The sequence below is a fragment of the Pseudomonas sp. 43(2021) genome (genome assembly GCF_017490805.1).
Taxonomy (GTDB): Bacteria; Pseudomonadota; Gammaproteobacteria; order Pseudomonadales; family Pseudomonadaceae; genus Aquipseudomonas.
In genome coordinates this window covers 33,616-52,010 of sequence record NZ_JAFGYJ010000012.1, presented here as the reverse complement: position 1 = coordinate 52,010, position 18,395 = coordinate 33,616, and the positions used below count along the sequence as shown (strand labels likewise).

Annotated in this window: 13 protein-coding genes; 10 read left to right on the top strand and 3 right to left on the bottom strand. The window is 64.0% G+C overall.

The window, feature by feature from the left end; all coding sequences use genetic code 11:
- Positions 1-29: 29 nt before the first annotated feature.
- A complete protein-coding gene (locus J5M71_RS12565) occupies positions 30-614 on the bottom strand; it encodes a lytic transglycosylase domain-containing protein (RefSeq protein ID WP_207832581.1) in 585 nt (194 codons plus the stop codon).
- A gap of 184 nt (positions 615-798) precedes the next feature.
- Between J5M71_RS12565 and gspG the strand changes: the two genes are divergently transcribed.
- The 7 genes from gspG to J5M71_RS12530 all read left to right on the top strand — a co-directional run bounded on the left by gspG (position 799) and on the right by J5M71_RS12530 (position 11,508).
- Entirely contained in the window at positions 799-1,224 is a 426-nt protein-coding gene (gene gspG, locus J5M71_RS12560) for a type II secretion system major pseudopilin GspG (RefSeq protein WP_207832579.1), read from the top strand.
- A gap of 11 nt (positions 1,225-1,235) precedes the next feature.
- Positions 1,236-2,426: a type II secretion system F family protein gene (locus tag J5M71_RS12555; RefSeq protein WP_207832576.1), complete on the top strand. Its 1,191-nt coding sequence runs from the start codon at positions 1,236-1,238 to the stop codon at positions 2,424-2,426.
- Positions 2,427-2,616: 190 nt separating this feature from the next.
- Entirely contained in the window at positions 2,617-3,858 is a 1,242-nt protein-coding gene (gene mexE, locus J5M71_RS12550) for a multidrug efflux RND transporter periplasmic adaptor subunit MexE (protein ID WP_046614310.1), read from the top strand.
- A 12-nt stretch (positions 3,859-3,870) separates the two neighbouring features.
- A complete protein-coding gene (locus J5M71_RS12545) occupies positions 3,871-7,050 on the top strand; it encodes an efflux RND transporter permease subunit (protein WP_207832575.1) in 3,180 nt (1,059 codons plus the stop codon).
- Positions 7,047-8,462 (top strand): TolC family protein, encoded by a 1,416-nt coding sequence (locus tag J5M71_RS12540; RefSeq protein ID WP_207832574.1) that lies wholly within the window; start codon positions 7,047-7,049, stop codon positions 8,460-8,462. Before J5M71_RS12545 ends, J5M71_RS12540 begins: the two co-directional genes overlap by 4 nt.
- 276 nt (positions 8,463-8,738) lie before the next feature.
- A complete protein-coding gene (locus tag J5M71_RS12535; RefSeq protein WP_207832573.1) occupies positions 8,739-9,794 on the top strand; it encodes a tetratricopeptide repeat protein in 1,056 nt (351 codons plus the stop codon).
- Positions 9,795-9,873: 79 nt separating this feature from the next.
- The gene (locus tag J5M71_RS12530) at positions 9,874-11,508 is read left to right on the top strand and encodes a response regulator (RefSeq protein WP_207832572.1); all 1,635 of its coding nucleotides are present in this window, start codon (positions 9,874-9,876) and stop codon (positions 11,506-11,508) included.
- A gap of 6 nt (positions 11,509-11,514) precedes the next feature.
- Here J5M71_RS12530 and J5M71_RS12525 read toward each other — a convergent pair whose 3' ends face one another.
- Positions 11,515-13,584 (bottom strand): ATP-binding protein, encoded by a 2,070-nt coding sequence (locus tag J5M71_RS12525; RefSeq protein ID WP_207832571.1) that lies wholly within the window; start codon positions 13,582-13,584, stop codon positions 11,515-11,517.
- Positions 13,585-13,755: 171 nt separating this feature from the next.
- Here J5M71_RS12525 and J5M71_RS12520 point away from each other — a divergent pair, with 171 nt between their 5' ends.
- Both J5M71_RS12520 and J5M71_RS12515 read left to right on the top strand, forming a co-directional pair.
- Positions 13,756-14,442, top strand: coding sequence for a type 1 glutamine amidotransferase domain-containing protein (locus tag J5M71_RS12520; protein ID WP_207832570.1), 687 nt, complete (start codon positions 13,756-13,758; stop codon positions 14,440-14,442).
- 133 nt (positions 14,443-14,575) lie between these two features.
- A complete protein-coding gene (locus J5M71_RS12515) occupies positions 14,576-15,382 on the top strand; it encodes a CSS-motif domain-containing protein (protein ID WP_207832569.1) in 807 nt (268 codons plus the stop codon).
- 22 nt (positions 15,383-15,404) lie between these two features.
- On the opposite strand, the gene hppD is transcribed toward J5M71_RS12515, so the two are convergent.
- Positions 15,405-16,481 (bottom strand): 4-hydroxyphenylpyruvate dioxygenase, encoded by a 1,077-nt coding sequence (gene hppD, locus J5M71_RS12510; protein ID WP_025339331.1) that lies wholly within the window; start codon positions 16,479-16,481, stop codon positions 15,405-15,407.
- A 298-nt stretch (positions 16,482-16,779) separates the two neighbouring features.
- Between hppD and J5M71_RS12505 the strand changes: the two genes are divergently transcribed.
- Positions 16,780-18,366 (top strand): EAL domain-containing protein, encoded by a 1,587-nt coding sequence (locus tag J5M71_RS12505; RefSeq protein ID WP_207832567.1) that lies wholly within the window; start codon positions 16,780-16,782, stop codon positions 18,364-18,366.
- Positions 18,367-18,395 lie beyond the last annotated feature (29 nt).

Below are 18,395 nucleotides of genomic sequence, written 5' to 3'. Positions count from 1 at the left end.
GCGCGCTCCCACAGGGAAAGTTGCAAAGACTAATCACCCACCACCCCCTGCAACCTGCGGTACTCCCGCAGCACATTGGGCACATAGCGCCGGGTCTCGGCGAACGGCGGTACCCCGCCACGGCGCAGTACCGCGTCAGGACCGGCATTGTAGGCCGCCACGGCCAAGGTGATGTCATTGTCGAACAAGTTGAGCATGCGCTTGAGGTAGCGGGCCCCGCCTTGCACGTTGTCTTCCGGGTCCAGGCGGTTTTCCACGCCCATCTCGCGGGCGGTATCCGGCATCAGTTGCATCAACCCCACCGCGCCCGCCGGTGAACGGGCTTTGGGGTTGTAGCCGGACTCGGCCTTGATCACCGCATGCAGCAACGCCGGGGGCACATCGTAGGTGCGCGCCGCGGCGGCGACCAGCTTGGCGTACGGACGGCCGGTTATAAGCTGCGCATTGGCGGGGCCGGCCAGGGTCTTCGGCTCGCTGATCACCGTTTCATAGAGGCGCCCGGGTCGATGGACGTTGGTCAGTATGTAGCTGCCTTTGGCATCGATGGAAATGTACACATCGGCCTGGGCAGCACCTGCCACCAGCCAGATCAAACCGAGAATGAGTCCACGCATGTCGGTCGCCTCTTCGTGGTCCCCCAATGTTGGGGAATATGCCCCGGAAAATCCGCGGTCAATGACCACGACGCAAGCACTGTGCCGCTTTCCGTACCGCATGCTGCAAGGCCCCGAGGCAGGCGTGCACGGCTGTTGCATGGGGCCTGCAAAAGCTTGTCCCCATGCAGCGGAGGGCTTCACCATGCAGCGCAGAACCAACCCCCAACATGGTTTCACCCTGCTTGAACTCCTAGTGGTGCTGGTAGTGCTCGGCCTGCTGGCCGGTATCGTCGCGCCCAAGTACTTCAGCCAGCTCGGTCGCTCCGAGGCCAAGGTGGCGCGGGCGCAAATAGAGGGGCTGAGCAAGGCCCTGGACCTGTACCGCCTGGAAGTCGGCCACTACCCCAGCAGTGAGCAAGGCCTGCAGGCCCTGGTGGTTGCCCCCAGTGGCGAAGCCCGCTGGACCGGCCCGTATTTGCAGAAGGCCGTGCCGCAGGACCCGTGGGGCCGCCCGTACATCTACCGGCAACCCGGCGAAAATGGCGGCGAGTACGACCTGCTGTCGATGGGCAAGGATGGCCAGCCCGGTGGCGATGGGGAAAACGCCGAAATCACCAGCTGGCAATAGGGGGAGCGGCCATGCGCTACAGCCTCAAGGCCCTGGGCAGGCAGGGTGTGGTGCAGTTGCAGATCGACGCCGAGGACGCCGACCAGGCCCGCCGCCAGGTCGAGGACCAGGGCCTGCGCGTGCTCAGCCTGCGTGGCCACGGCGGCGCCTTGCGCGGCATGGCCTGGCGCCGCGAGGCAAGTTTTGACCTGGTACTGTTCAGCCAGGAACTTTCGACCCTGCTCAACGCCGGCCTGCCGCTGATCGATGCGCTGGAGAGCCTGGCGGAAAAGGCACCCGCAGCCGCAACGCGCAAAGTGCTCGCCGAGCTGGTCCGCCAACTGTACGAAGGCCGCTCGCTGTCCCAGGCCCTGGGCCAGCAGCCACGGGTGTTCCCACCGCTGTACGTGGCGCTGGTGCAGTCCAGTGAGCGTACCGGCGCGCTCGGCGACGCCCTCGCCCGCTACATCAGCTACCGCCAGCGCCTGGACCTGGTACGGCAGAAACTGGTGGGTGCCTCGGTCTACCCGTTGCTGCTATTGCTGGTGGGCGGTGGCGTGGTGCTGTTCCTGCTTGGCTACGTGGTGCCGCGTTTCAGCCAGGTATTCGAGGGCATGGGCTCCGAACTGCCCTGGCTGTCACGGTTACTGATGCAGATCGGCCTGTTCCTGCATGCCCAGCAGCTGCCGCTGGCGCTGGGCAGCCTTGGCGCGGTCACGGCGCTGTGGCTGCTGCGCCGCCAGCCACGGGTGCGGCGCTGGGCTTCCTGCCAGGTCCGGCGCCTGCCGGCACTGCACCAACGCCTGATGATGTACGAACTGGCGCGCTTCTACCGCTCGCTGGGCATCCTGCTGCAAGGTGGCATCCCCATCCTCACCGCCATGGGCATGGCCCGTGGTTTGCTCGGCAGTGCCTCAGCCCAGGGCCTGGAGCAGGCCAGCCAGCGGGTCGGCGAAGGGTTGCCGCTGTCCGACGCGCTGGAGGCCGGGCAACTGGTCACGCCGGTATCGCTGCGCCTGCTGCGGGCCGGCGAGCAGTCCGGCAACCTGGGCGAGATGCTGGAGCGCTGCGCCGACTTCCATGACCAGGAAATCGGCCGCTGGGTGGAATGGTTCGTCAAGCTGTTCGAACCGCTGCTGATGACCTTCATCGGCCTGCTGATCGGCCTGATCGTGATCCTGATGTACATGCCGATCTTCGAACTGGCCTCGAGCATTCACTGAAGCGCCAGGCCCCAGGCTGCCGCGCGCACAGGTTACACGGCGCAAGGCCTGGGCCCGACACATGCCCAAGATCGATGATTGATCCACACATATCATTCATCGTGATAATAACCTTCGGCCCGTTCGATTCGTGCATCACGCGCAACACACTCACACTCCGCCCACTACTAATACATTGGCGGAGTTCTCCATGGAACAATCACTCAAACCCTTGCGCTTCCCCCTCGCTGCCCTGGCAGTGGTGGTGATCAGCGCTTGCGGTCGAACCCCCGACGCGGTGCAGGCTCCCGCCGCGCCGAAGGTCAGTGTGGCCAAGGTGATCGAGCAACCGATCAACGAATGGGATGAGTTCACCGGCCGCCTCGAAGCCCCGGAAACCGTCGAGGTACGGCCACGGGTCTCCGGCCAGATCGACCTGGTAGCCTTCACTGAAGGCGCCCAGGTCAAGAAAGGCGACCTGCTGTTCCAGATCGACCCACGCCCGTTCCAGGCAGAGGTCCGCCGCCTCGAAGCCCAACTGCAGCAGGCCAAGGCCACCGCCATCCGCAGCGCCAACGAAGCCCGCCGTGGCGAACGCCTGCGTGACAGCAACGCCATTTCCGCAGAACTGGCCGAATCGCGTAGCAGCGCCGCCGCCGAAGCCCGCGCCGGGGTCGACGCGATCCAGGCCCAGCTCGACCTGGCACGCCTGAACCTCAGCTTCACCCGCGTTACCGCCCCCATCAGCGGCCGTGTCAGCCGCGCACAGTTCACCGCCGGCAACATCGTTACCGCCGATGTCACCCCGCTGACCAGCGTGGTTTCCACCGACAAGGTCTACGCCTACTTCGACGCCGACGAGCGCGTGTACCTCAAGTACACCCAGCTGGCCCGCGAGGGCCAGCGTGGCCAGAGCACCCCGGTGTACCTGGGCCTGACCAACGAAACCGGCAACCCGCACCTGGGCCAGATGAACTTCGTCGACAACCAGGTCAACCCGCGCACCGGCACCATCCGTGGCCGTGCGGTGTTCGACAACAGCGACGGCCAGTTCACCCCGGGCCTGTACGCACGCCTGAAACTGGTGGGCAGCGCCCAGTACCAGGCCGTACTGATCAACGACGAAGCCGTAGGCACCGACCTTGGCAAGAAGTTCGTGCTGGTCATGGACAAGGACAACAAGGCCGCCTACCGCGCCGTGGAGCTGGGGCCGAAGCTGGAAGGCCTGCGCATCGTGCGCAGCGGCCTGGGCAAGGACGACCGCATTGTGGTCAAGGGCCTGCAGCGCGTGCGCCCTGGCTCACCGGTCACCCCGGAAGAGACACCGATGGCCAGCGAACAGACCCTCGCCGCCCTCGCCCAGCAGCGCCAGGCCCTGGAGGCCAGCAACCCGGCGCCGAAGGTGGCGGGCAACAACGTGAAAGTCGCCAGCGCCCAGGCGCCACGCGGTTAAGGGACCACACCGATGAACTTCTCGAAATTCTTCATTACCCGGCCGATCTTCGCCGCGGTGCTGTCGCTGGTGCTGCTGATCGCGGGTTCGATCTCGCTGTTCCAGCTGCCGATCAGCGAATACCCCGAAGTGGTGCCGCCCACCGTGGTGGTGCGCGCCAACTTCCCCGGCGCCAACCCCAAGGTCATCGGCGAAACCGTCGCCGCGCCGCTGGAACAGGCCATCACCGGTGTGGAGAACATGTTGTACATGTCCTCCCAGTCCACCGCTGACGGCAAGCTGACCCTGACCATCACCTTCGCCCTGGGTACCGACCTGGACAACGCCCAGGTGCAGGTGCAGAACCGCGTCACCCGGACCCAGCCCAAGCTGCCCGAGGAAGTGACCCGCATCGGTATCACCGTCGACAAGGCCTCGCCCGACCTGACCATGGTCGTGCACCTGACCTCGCCGGACAACCGCTACGACATGCTCTATCTGTCCAACTACGCCATCCTCAACATCAAGGACGAGCTGGCGCGCCTGGGCGGCGTGGGTGATGTGCAGTTGTTCGGCATGGGCGACTACTCGCTGCGTGTATGGCTGGACCCGAACAAGACCGCTTCGCGCAACCTCACCGCCAGTGATGTGGTAGCTGCCATCCGCGAGCAGAACCGCCAGGTGGCGGCTGGCCAGCTGGGCGCCCCGCCCGCCCCGGGCTCGACCAGCTTCCAGCTGTCGATCAACACCCAGGGCCGCCTGGTCAATGAGGAAGAGTTCGAGAACATCATCATCCGCGCCGGTGCCGATGGCGAAATCACCCGCCTGAAGGACATCGCCCGGGTCGAGCTAGGCTCCAGCCAGTACGCCCTGCGTTCGCTGCTGAACAACCAGCCGGCAGTGGCCATTCCGATCTTCCAGCGCCCAGGCTCCAACGCCATCGAGATCTCCGACGAAGTACGGGCGAAAATGGCCGAGCTGAAGAAGGACTTCCCCGAGGGCATGGACTACAGCATCGTCTATGACCCGACCGTGTTCGTCCGTGGCTCCATCGAGGCCGTGGTGCACACCCTGTTCGAAGCGCTGGTGCTGGTGGTGCTGGTGGTCATCCTGTTCCTGCAGACCTGGCGCGCCTCGATCATCCCGCTGATGGCCGTACCGGTATCGCTGATCGGTACCTTTGCCGTGATGCACCTGTTCGGCTTCTCGCTCAACGCGCTGTCATTGTTCGGCCTGGTCCTGGCCATCGGTATCGTGGTGGACGACGCGATCGTCGTGGTGGAAAACGTCGAGCGCAACATCGGCCTGGGCCTGAAACCGCTGGAAGCCACGCAAAAGGCCATGGGCGAAGTGACCGGGCCGATCATCGCCACCGCCCTGGTGCTGTGCGCCGTGTTCGTGCCTGCTGCGTTCATTTCCGGCCTGACCGGGCAGTTCTACAAGCAGTTCGCCCTGACCATCGCCATTTCCACGGTCATCTCGGCGTTCAACTCCCTGACCCTGTCGCCAGCCCTGGCTGCCGTACTGTTGAAGGACCACCACGCGCCGAAAGACCGTTTCTCGCGGTTCCTGGAAAAACTGCTGGGCAGCTGGCTGTTCGCCCCGTTCAACCGCTTCTTCGACCGCGCCTCCAACCGTTACGTCGGTGGCGTGCGCCGGGTCATCCGCTCCAGCGGCATCGCCCTGTTCGTGTATGCCGGCCTGATGGGCCTGACCTACCTGGGCTTCTCGTCCACCCCGACCGGTTTCGTACCGGCCCAGGACAAGCAGTACCTGGTGGCGTTCGCCCAGCTGCCTGACGCAGCCAGCCTCGACCGCACCGAAGCGGTGATCAAGCGCATGAGCGAAATCGCCCTGAAGCAGCCTGGTGTGGCCGACTCGGTAGCCTTCCCTGGCCTGTCGATCAACGGTTTCACCAACAGCCCCAACAGCGGCATCGTGTTCACCCCGCTCAAGCCGTTCGACGAGCGCAAGGACCCGAGCCAGTCGGCGGCGGCCATCGCAGCTGCACTGAATGCCCAGTTCGCCGACATCCAGGACGCCTACATCGCGATCTTCCCGCCCCCGCCGGTACAAGGCCTGGGCACCATCGGCGGCTTCCGCCTGCAGATCGAAGACCGCGGCAACCTGGGCTACGAAGCGCTGTACAAGGAAACCCAGAACATCATCGCCAAGAGCCACAACGTGCCGGAGCTGGCGGGCCTGTTCACCAGCTACCAGGTCAACGTGCCGCAGGTCGATGCCGCCATCGACCGGGAAAAGGCCAAGACCCATGGCGTGGCGATCACCGACATCTTCGACACCCTGCAGGTCTACCTGGGCTCGCTGTACACCAACGACTTCAACCGCTTTGGCCGCACCTACCAGGTCAACGTCCAGGCCGAGCAGCAGTTCCGCCTCGATGCCGAGCAGATCGGCCAGCTGAAGGTGCGCAACAACCTTGGCGAAATGATCCCGCTGGCGACCTTCCTCAAGGTCAGCGACACCTCCGGGCCGGACCGGGTGATGCACTACAACGGCTTCATCACCGCCGAGATCAACGGCGCCGCGGCACCGGGCTACAGCTCCGGCCAGGCGGAAGCTGCAATCGAGAAGCTGCTGAAAGAGGAACTGCCCAACGGCATGACCTTCGAGTGGACCGACCTGACCTACCAGCAGATCCTCTCGGGCAACACCGCGCTGTTCGTGTTCCCGCTGTGCGTGCTGCTGGCCTTCCTGGTGCTTGCTGCCCAGTACGAAAGCTGGAGCCTGCCGCTGGCGGTGATCCTGATCGTGCCGATGACCCTGCTGTCGGCCATCACCGGGGTGATCGTGTCGGGTGGTGACAACAACATCTTCACCCAGATCGGCCTGATCGTACTGGTAGGCCTGGCGTGCAAGAACGCCATCCTGATCGTCGAGTTCGCCAAGGACGAACAGGCCAAGGGGCTCGACCCGCTGGCTGCGGTACTGGAAGCCTGCCGCCTGCGCCTGCGGCCGATCCTGATGACCTCGATCGCCTTCATCATGGGTGTGGTTCCGTTGGTGTTCAGCTCCGGCGCAGGCTCGGAAATGCGCCATGCCATGGGTGTGGCGGTGTTCTCGGGGATGATCGGCGTGACCGTGTTCGGCCTGTTCCTGACCCCGGTGTTCTTCTTCCTGATTCGCCGTTTCGTCGAGCGTCGCCAGGCCCGCAAGGCCGAACACGTTCAAGTGCTGGAGAACCATGCATGAACCTGCTCAAACCCTTGACCCCGAGCCTGCTGGCGTTGGCCCTGGCGGCCTGCGCGGTAGGCCCGGACTACCAGGCGCCGGCCACCGAGCCCGCGCAGCTGGCCAGCGATGTACAGGCCAAGGCCTACGACCGTAGCCGCTTCGAAAGCCTGTGGTGGAGGCAGTTCGACGACCCGGTGCTGAACCAGCTGGTGCAGGCTTCGCTGGACGGCAACCGGGACCTGCGCGTGGCCTTCGCCCGCCTGAAATCGGCCCGTTCGATCCGTGAAGACGCCGAGAACGATCAGTTCCCGGTGGTCACCAGCCGCGCCAGCAGCGACATCGGCAAGGGCCAGATCCCCGGCCAGACCACGCAACGGGTGAACAGCGAGCGCTACGACCTGGGCCTGGACATGGCCTGGGAGCTTGACCTGTTTGGCCGCATCCAGCGCCAGATCGAAGCCAGCGAAGCCCAGGAAGCGGTGGCAGCGGCCGACCTGCAGCAGTTGCAGGTCAGCCTGATCGCCGAGCTGGTCGATGCCTATGGCCAGCTGCGCGGCGCGCAGTTACGCGAGAAGATCGCCCTGGCCAACCTCAAGACCCAGCAAGAATCGCGGGCCATCACCGAAACCCTGCGCGATGCCGGCGTGGGCAACGATCTCGACGTGGTGCGTGCCGATGCGCGCCTGGCCGGTGTTGAAGCCACCGTACCGCAATTGCAGGCGGAACAGGCACGCGCGCGGCACCGCATCGCCACCCTGCTCGGTCAGCGCCCGGATGCACTTGGCGTCGACCTGTCGCCCAAAGCCCTGCCGGCGATTGCCAAGGCGCTGCCGGTGGGTGACCCGGGTGAACTGCTGCGGCGCCGCCCGGACATCCGCAGCGCCGAACGCCAGCTGGCAGCCGCCACCGCCAATGTTGGCGTGGCCACCGCCGACCTGTTCCCCCGTGTCAGCCTCAGCGGCTTCCTTGGCTTTACTGCCGCCCGCGGCTCGCAGATAGGCTCCTCGGCAGCCAATGCCTGGGCGCTGGGCCCAAGCATCACCTGGGCCGCCTTCGACCTGGGCAGCGTGCGCGCCCGCCTGCGCGGTGCCAAGGCCGATGCCGAAGGGGCGCTGGCCAACTATGAACAGCAGGTATTGCTGGCCCTGGAAGAATCGGCCAACGCCTTCAGCGATTACGACAAGACCCAGCAGCGGCTGTTGTCGTTGATGCGCCAGAGCGACGCCAGCCGCAAGGCGGCGGAACTGGCCTCGATTCGCTATCGCGAGGGCACGGTGGACTACCTGGTGCTGCTCGATGCCGAGCGTGAGCGGCTGAGCGCTGAAGATGCGCAAGCCCAGGGTGAGGTCGAGCTGTACCGCGGCATCGTCTCGATCTACAAGGCCCTGGGTGGCGGCTGGCAACCGGAGACTGTCGCCAGCGCGCACTGATACCCCCGTTTCAACGACTCCTTTGGTTGGCTCCTCCCCCAACCGTTTGCCCCGCAGGCCTTGGTCCGCGGGGCTTTTTTATGTTTTTGGAAGTGTGTTTCGGGGTGGGTGTTCGCCACAATATTTTCATTGCCTGTGAGACCGTGCGCCGCGCGGGCGGCGCTCGATTTATGCCCCACCGCAAAACCCGAGGCAGGCGCCACGCAACCCTCACTCGGTTGCATTTACCCCCCAGCTAGCCCAAGCTCTGCCCTTCCCGCCGCCACGGATCGTCCGATGCCCAGACGCAACCGCTACCTGATCGCCCTGCTGCTGTTGATCCTGGTATCGGCCCTGTTCGGCTACCTGTGGCGCGACGCCCCGTCAGCACCGCCAACCCTGCCTGCACACAGCTACGCCAAGGCCCTGCGTCAGGCCCATGACGGCCAGCCCGGTGCCGCCCGGGTGCTGTACCAACAGTTGCAACGCACCGACTTGCCCGCCATCCGCCGCGCGGCGCTGTACGCCGAGTTGCCCAACTACCCCTCACCGCAGGCATTGAAACTCGCCCGTCAGGACCTGGAGCATGCCGACCCGCTGGTGCGCCGTGCTGCCATTGCCGGTATCCGTCGCCTGCTGCCGGCAGCGCAGCGCAGCCTGGTACTCGGCCCGCTGCTGGACGACGACGAGCAAAGCGTACGCTTTGCCGCGGTAGATGCCCTGCTCGGCCTTGCCCCCGATGACATAGGCCTGTATTTCGGCCCGCTACAGGTTGCCTTGGAGCAATACCAGCAGGCCCTGGAGCAACAACCCGAGGATGCCGACGCCCAGGTGCACCTGGCGCGCCTGTACCTGCACGAAAACGACTTCACCCAGGCCGCCAACGCCCTGCAACGAGCGCTGGCCGTCGCCCCCGGCAACCTCGACGCATTGGCTACCCAGGTACGCCTGCTTGAGCGCCAGGGTCATCACGACGCTTCGCGCCAGGTGCTGGGCAAAGCCTTGGCGCTGAGCCCCGATTCAGCCTTTCTGCAGTACGAACTGGGGCTCTGGCTGATCCGCCACGAACAGCGCGAATACGCCTTGCTGGCCCTGTCCCGAGCCGTCGAGCTGGACCCGGACAACACCGACTACCGCTATACACTGGCAGTCACTCTGCATGAACTGGAACAACTCGACGCCGCGCAAAAGCAACTGGAAACCGTGCTAAGCCGCCAGCCGGCCAATCGCCGGGCACGGGTGTTGCTGATCCAGTACTGGAAGGAAACCGGCCAGTTGCAGAACGTGCAGGTGCTACTGGCCGAGCTGGAGCGGCAGAACCCGGACGATCCCGTGCTGCAACAGGGCCTGTAGGCAACGCCCGAAATTTGTTGAACCCTGGGACTGCGCCCAAGGTCCAGTGGATATCAGACCACCTTGCAGGAGAATCGTTTTGGCCAGTTCGTTGGCGCTGGACGAACGCGTGCTGATCCTGGCACCCCCGCCTTTAGCCGCGGATACTGCTCGCCTGCTCGCTTGCGCCGGCATCGACAGCCTGTGCGCGATCGACCTGGCCAACCTGCAAGCCTGCCTGGCCGAAGGCGCAGGCCTGGCGATCATTGACGAGCAAGTGTTCAACCAGGGCCCAAGCGCATTGCTGCAGGCATTCATCGACCAGCAACCGAGCTGGTCGGACCTGCCCATCGTGCTGCTCAGCCAGGGCAAGCAAGCGGCCATGGGCTCGACCAACCATCCGGTGGGCAACCTGGTACTGCTGGTTGCCCCGTTCGAAAACGCCCAACTGCTGCACATGGCCCAGTCAGCCCTGCGCAACCGGCGCCGGCAGTACCTGGCGCGCGACCAGTTGCTTGACCTGCAGCAACGTCTGGACGCCCAGACCGCGCCTGCGGGCGAAGACCACGAGCGCAGCGAGTTCGCCCGCCACCAGACACGCAAGATGGAAGCCATCGGCCAACTGGCCGGGGGGGTCGCCCATGACTTCAACAACCTGCTCACCAGCATTGGCGGCAGCTTCGAGCTGATCGACCGGCGCCTGCGCCAGGGCCGCAGCGATGGCCTGGACACCGTGCTGCGCATGGGCCGAGAGGCGGTGTCACGCGCCACCCACCTGACCCACCGCCTGCTGGCCTTCTCTTCCCGGCAATCGCTGCACAGCCAGCAGGTCGATCTGCACGGCCTGCTTCAGGCAAAGCGCCTGAAGGCCTGCCTGAGCCCGGCCGTGACCCTGCAGGTGCACATCGCCAAGGGCCTGTGGTCTGTCGAAGCCGATGCCCAGCAGTTGCAGGAAGCCCTCGACAACGTGCTGCTCAATGCCTGCGAAGCCATGCCCAATGGCGGCCAGCTGCGCATCGAGGCCACTAACCAGCACATCGGCACCGGGCAATTTGCCGGTGGCGCCCTGTGCGCCGGTGACTATGTGCACCTGCGCATCATCGATGACGGCCAAGGCATGGCGCAAAGCACGCTGGAGCATGCCTTCGAGCCGTTCTTCAGCACCAAGGCGATTGGCCAGGGCATCGGCCTGGGCCTGTCGATGGTGTACGGCTTCAGCAAGCAGTCCCACGGCCATGTCACCTTGCACAGCCAGATCGGCCAAGGTACCCGGGTGGACCTGTACCTTCCACGCCACGCCGGCAAGGCCCAGCCACCGGGCAAACCCGTGCAACCCACGCAACCCGCACAGCCCGTGGAAGGTAGCCGGGGCCATCACGTGCTGGTGGTCGAGGACGACCCGCATGTCCGCCAATTGCTGTGCCAGGCCCTGCGCGAGGATGGCCTCGCCTGCCACAGTGCCGCCGACGCCAACGAGGGCCTGAAGGTGCTGCGCTCGACACAACCGGTGGATTTGCTGGTTAGCGATGTCGGCTTGCCCGGCATGAATGGCCGCCAGTTGGCCAAGATTGCGCGCAGCCTGCGCCCCCGCTTGCCGGTGCTGTTCATTACCGGTTACGCGGAAACGGCAATGGCCCGCGAGGGCTTCCTGGAGGCGGGCATGCACCTGATTTGCAAGCCCTTCGAACTCAAGCAACTGCAGGCGCAGGTGACCCACATTCTGGGCAAGCCCTGAAACGTATTACGCCTCAAGCATGCGTAACGCCTGGTCGGCAAGGTCTGCCAGCGAGAACGGCTTGTTCATCAATGCCGTGCCCGGCTGTTCGAGCAACTGCGCTTCGATCGGCTGATCCGCGTAACCGGTGATGAACAGGATCTTCTGCTGCGGCAGCTGCATGCGCATGGCCTTGGCCACCTGGCGACCACTGAAACCACCCGGCAAGCCGATGTCGGTGATCACCAGATCGAACGGGCCGCCATGGCGGAAGCGCTCCAGCGCACTATTGGCGTCGCCCGCCTCAGTGACTTCGAAACCACGCTCGGTCAGGTACTCGCGCATCACCGCACGCAAACCGAGCTCGTCATCGACCAGCAACAGGCGTTCCCCCCCGGCCATGCGGTGCGAGCGCGGCGCCAGCGCGGGCGCCTCGGGTACCGGGTCATGCCACCTTGGAAAAAGCATGGAAACCTTGGTGCCCTGGTTTGGCGCCGACTCGATCCAGGCGTACCCCCCCGACTGGCCGACGAAGCCATACACCATCGACAAGCCAAGCCCTGAGCCACGCCCGATGGGCTTGGTGGTAAAGAACGGCTCAAAGGCCCTGGCAATGTCTACCGCCGACATGCCATGGCCATCATCCTCCACCTGCAAGGCAACGTAGTCGCCTGGCGGCAGGCCGTCCTCATCCGGAAAACACGTCTTCAACCGCTTGTTGACGGTACGCAGCGTGACATTGCCACGTTCCAGGCACGCTTCACGGGCATTGGCGCAAAGATTGATCAAGGCATTTTCAAGCTGGGAAACATCGAGGTTCACCGCCCACGGCGTAACATCCAGCTGCCAGTGCAAACGCATTTCGGCGCCCAGCGTACGCAGCAACAGGGGTTCGCTCAGCCGCAATTGCCGGTTGAAGTCCAGCGGTTTGGGAGCCAAAGGCTGATGACGAGAAAACGCCAGCAAGCGATGGGTCAGCTCCATGGCGCGCTGCACCGAGTCACGTGCCACCGCGACATAGGCCTCTACCCGCTCCAGTCGCCCTTCCTGCAGGCGCCGTTGCAGCAATTCGAGGCTGCCACCGATACCGGACAGCAAGTTGTTCATTTCATGGCCCACGCCGCCGGCCAACTGGCCAACCACCTCCAGGCGTTCGTTGTTGCGCATCAGGGCTTCGGATTGACGAGCAGCCTCTTCACGGTCCTCGGTGATGTCCCGGCCAACCGCAGTCAGCAGGGTGCCATCGAAGCGCGCGCTCCAGCGAAACCAGTGGTAATGGCCATCGCGATGACGCAGGCGGGTCTCCAACTGCTCGGTGTTGCTGTACTGCAGGAACCCGGACACGGCCACCTGTACTTCGGCGCGATCCGCCGGATGCACCAGTTCCAGTACCGGAACGTCCCGTACCTGCTCCTCGGCCCAACCCAGAATGCGGTACCAGGCGGGGTTAGCGGCATGCACCTTCAGCTCGGGAGTAACCGTCATCATCGCATCACGCGACAACTGCCAGAACTGCTCGCGCTCGGCCACATGCTGTTCGATCTGTCGCTCGAAGCCTTGCGCCTGCTCGCGCCAATGGTGGTAAGCCTCAATGCTCGCGGTGGTCTCGATCACCGTGTGCAGAAAGCCCGCCACGCTACCCAGCTCATCACGAAGCGGCGCATAACCGAACGCACACCAAAACGGGTCCATGCCTTCGCCGCAGGCAATACGCAGTGGTGGGTCCTCGACAAAACTCGAGTGCCCTTCAAGCGCCTTGAATACCCAAGGCCCCATCGCCGGCCATACATCGCTCCACAGCGCATCGAAGGCCAGGCCCAATGCATCCAGGGCAACCGGCCGCAACGCCCGGTAGGCATCGTTGTGGACCACGCTAAGGTCCGGCCCCCAGACCACAGCACACGGGAACGGTGACAAGTGCATCATGTCGACGGCAATGCGCAACGATGCCGGCCAGCGCGGCAATGGCCCGAGCGATGTGCGCCCCCAGTCGAAGCGTGCAATCCGCTCGGCCATCATGTCCGGCGCCAACACAGGCGCTTGCAGGATAACCTGCGGCGCAGGCTCGCGCGGCGTACCGTTTGCGACCACTATCATGACTCCAGCAGGGTTCAGGAAAGCGCACGGGCGCGCCCGTGGATGCCGTTCACGTTAGCACAACACACGCCACGCAATAATGGCGTACTCGCACCTGACAGCTATGCTCATTAGGTTTTCCCTCGGGCCAGGGAGCAACGGCCCATTCAGGTTGCCGACGGGAGCGTGGTCATGAGCAAGAAAATGCTGGTGGTGCTGACCAATACAGCCAAGTATCCGACCCTCAAGCGGGCTACCGGGTTGTGGCTGGGGGAAGCCGTGCACTTTGTCGAAAAAGTCGAAAAGGCCGACTACACGGTCGATTATGTCAGCCCGCAGGGCGGCTACGTACCCGTCGACCCGCACAGCCTGCAAATGGCCCCCGACCTGGACTGGCAGTGGTATGACGACAAGCGCTTCATGAGCCGCCTGGGCAACACCTTGAGCCCTGGCCAGGTGAAAGCCGAAGAATACAGCGTCATCTACTACACCGGCGGGCACGGGGTAATGTATGACTTTGCCGACAATCAGCCGCTGCAAGAGCTGGCACGCCGGGTCTACGAGAACAAGGGCATTGTCGCTGCGGTCTGCCATGGTGTTGTCGGCCTGCTGAACATCAAGCTCAGCGATAACAGCCTGTTGCTGAAGGACCGTCAGGTGACCGGTTTCTCCAATACCGAGGAAAAGCTGGTGGAACTGGACAAGGTGGTCCCTTTCCTGACGGAAAACGAGCTGGGCGCCCGCGGCGGTAACTACAGCAAGCATGATGACCCGTGGCAGCCGTATGTGGTTGCCGATGGTCGGCTGATCACCGGGCAGAACCCTGCCTCCACAGGATTGCTGGCCGAGAAAGTGCTCGCGAAACTCAAGGGCCGCTAGCGGCCTACGCCGGGCTTTCGGATTTCCCATAACGCGCACTGCACCCGGCCTACAGCCGGCCGGTCATTGAATACATAGGCTCAGGGTTCAACTGTTCACCACGAACAGTTTCGGACCGGAGAGCAATTGGCCTATGTCGAAAATCATGCACGCCGGGCGCAGCTTGCTGGAACTGCTGCTGCTCATCGCCTTGGGCCTGGTGCCCGTGGTTTCAGGGTTGCTGGTGATGGTGTTCCAACTGGAAACGAAACTCGCGGAAAACGCGAACATTTCGGTCCAGGAGGCAGTTTTCAGCGTTGATCAAGCGCTGGACCGCATGCACGAAACCGCTCTTCAGGCCCTGCCCCTTGCGGGCAAACCTTGCAATGACGTCATCGGCACGTTGCGGGACCAGGTGGCCAGCCGCTCCATGGTGCGTTCGCTGTCCCTGCTCAAGGACGACCAGGCCTACTGCAGCACCACCTCGGATTCACTGGCTGAGTTGTCGGCCTTTGCCCTGTCCGGCCGCCAGGTCGAACTGGCCTACGGCCCAGGGTCAGTGGCCAACAAATTGCTGGTCAACTTTTACCTGGGTGGCAAGGACAACGGTGTCATAGTGACCGCCTATGCCATGCAACTGCGCAACGAGCTGGACGCTTTTCAGGACGGCTTGACACTGCTGCTGGCGTTTGGCGACCGGTACATCTGGAGCCACGGAGACAGCCGCGACAGGCAACGTCCCTCTCAGTCCGAGTTCACTGCAAGCGCGCATTCGGCCAAATATGGATATCAGGTCAAGGGTGGCTACGCCCAAGGCTATACCGCTCGGGAAGCCCGCCAGTCGATGCTGCAAATCATGCCTTCGCTGATGCTGGTGGGGATCGTGACAGGCTCGATTGTCTATCTGACCCTGTTCAGGGCGCGGGTCAACCGGCGTGGTACCGCCGCCAACCATGCATGACGGCGGCGGTACTCCAAGGGGATCAGTCGGTGCTCAGCACACCACGGCGCACCTGGTCGCGCTCGATGGACTCGAACAGGGCCTTGAAGTTGCCCTCGCCAAAGCCGTCATCACCCTTGCGCTGGATGAACTCGAAGAACACCGGGCCGAGCAGTGTTTCTGAGAAGATCTGCAGCAGCAGGCGCTTGTCGTCAGGCTGCGAGGCGCCATCAAGGAGAATGCCGCGCGCTTTCAGCTGGTCTACCGGCTCGCCGTGACCTGGCAGGCGCTCTTCGAGCATCTCGTAGTAGGTTTGCGGCGGTGCAGTCATGAAGCGCATGCCGAAGCCCTTGAGGGCGTCCCAGGTCTTGAGCAGGTCATCGGTCAGGAAGGCGACGTGCTGGATACCTTCGCCGTTGAACTGCATCAGGAACTCTTCGATCTGCCCGGAGCCCTTGGACGACTCTTCGTTCAGCGGGATGCGGATCATGCCATCCGGTGCGGTCATGGCGCGCGAAGTCAGGCCGGTGTACTCACCCTTGATGTCGAAGTAGCGGATTTCACGGAAGTTGAACAGCTTCTCGTAGAAGCCCGCCCAGTACGACATGCGCCCGCGATAAACGTTGTGGGTGAGGTGGTCGATGATCTTCAGGCCGGCACCCACCGGGTTGCGGTCCACACCCTCGATGAACTTGAAGTCGATGTCATAGATCGAGCTGCCTTCCTCGAAACGGTCGATCAGGTACAGCGGCGCACCGCCGATGCCCTTGATCGCCGGCAGGCGCAGCTCCATCGGGCCGGTTTCGATTTCCACCGGTTGGGCGCCCAGTTCCAGGGCGCGGGCATAGGCCTCGTGGGCGTTGCGCACGCGGAACGCCATGCCGCATACCGACGGGCCGTGTTCGGCGGCGAAGTACGAGGCGATGCTCTTGGGTTCGTTGTTCAGGATCAGGTTGATGTCGCCCTGGCGATACAGGTGCACATCCTTGGAACGGTGGGTAGCCACCTTGGTGAAGCCCAGCATCTGGAATACCGGCTCGAGTACGCCAGGGGTCGGCGAAGCCAGTTCGATGAATTCGAAGCCCATCAGGCCCATTGGATTGTCGAAGATATCAGCCATGTTCGTGTCCTCATCTGCAGCGAAAATTATTGATTGCGTGGGATGTGGGACGTAAATGGTGGTGAGCACGGGATACCCCGCACGCTGCGGGCGAGGAAGTCACCTATTATCAGCTTGAACCCATGGTATGTCATGTGGACCCATTCTCGGCGGGCTTGATCCTTCGGTATCGAAGGACCTTATTGTTGTATTCGTAAATCGATTCTACATTGCGTAAAATGGTTTGTCGCGTTTTAGTTGCTCATGGGTTCCGACAAGCGGCTATCCTCTCGTAATCCTTTCTACAGATCAGGTCAGCATGCCCCTTACCGTCAAACGCCGCGCCGGCCTCGGCTGGCGCACCCTGTTGCCCTGGGTCGTCGGCGTGCTGCCGGTGGCGTGCGGCCTGGCCGTGATGAACTGGCAGATCGAGCGCGAAATGCAGGCCAGCAGCCAGGCCACCGCCCGCCAGGTGGTGGAGCACGTCGAGCGCATTCTCGACAACCTGTCCAGCGCTGCCAATGCCCTGCTGCCGCTTGTCGACAGCCCGTGCGACGAGGCTCAGCTCATGCTGCGCGCCCAGGTCACGCGCAACGCCTTCGTGCGCTCGACCAACCTGTTCCGGCACAACGCCCTTTATTGCACCTCGCTGTTCGGCGCATTCGACGAGCCGGTCAACCCCGGCGACTACGTCGACGGCAAGCTGTGGCTGATGGACGGCAACTCGGTCACCCCTGGCCACCCGCTGCTGGTTTATCGGGCCAGCGACGGCGACCGCGGCGCGATCAGTACGGTGGATGGCGAACACCTGCTGACGGCACTGCGCCTGATCGGCCCCGATGAAGTCCTGCAGATCCGCGTGGGTGATGCCTGGATGGGCAAGGATGGCATCGTGCACAAAGGTGTGCCACCTGCGGCAGCCAGCGCAAATGTGCTGCTGGGCTCGACACGCTACCCGTTCAGCGTGCATGGCGGTTATGGCGCCGACCAGCAGGGGCTGCTGTGGCGCAGCCATTACCCTGCCCTGTTCGGCTTGCTGCTGGTACTGGGTGCGGTGGCCGCCCTGGTGTGCCGCTGGCAGGTTCGTCGCGCCACCTCCCCGCGCGCCGAACTGCAACGGGCCCTGGAAGCCGACGAGTTCCTGCCGTATTTCCAGCCGGTGGTGCGCAAGGGTGATTACCGCTGGGCCGGCGCCGAAGTACTGATGCGCTGGAACCACCCGCGCGAAGGACTGGTACGCCCCGACCTGTTCATCCCCTATGCCGAACACAGTGGCCAGATCGTCGCCATGACCCGTGCGCTGATGATGCACACCGCGCAGAACCTTGCACCCTATGCCGGGCTGCTGGAAGACGGTTTCCATATCGGCATCAACATCACTGCCGACCACTGCCGCGACTTCAGCCTGCTGGACGACTGCCGCACGTTCCTCCAGCACTTCCCGCCAGGCCGGGTGGTGCTCACCCTGGAGCTGACCGAGCGCAAGCTGATCGAGGCCACACCGGTGGCCCTGGAACTGTTCGAGAAGCTCAACGCCATGGGTGTGAAGATCGCCCTGGACGATTTCGGCACCGGTCAGTCAAGCCTCAACTACCTGCGCCAGTTCAAGGTCGACTACCTGAAGATCGACCAGAGCTTCGTTGCCATGATCGGTGCCGACGCACTGTCGGTACACATCCTCGAGACCATCATCGAGCTGTCGGCCAAGCTGGGCCTGGGCATCGTTGCCGAAGGCGTGGAAACCGAAGCACAGCGCGATTACCTGGCCCGTCACGAGGTGGACTTCCAGCAGGGCTACCTGTTCGCCAGGCCCATGCCGGCTGCCCAGTTCCTCGAGGCGCTGGCGGCACGCCCGGCTGCATCGCGGTTGCCGCAAGCCGCGCCCCCTGAGATCATGCGCGGCTGATCCACCCGCTCAATTCCCTATTCGAGGCA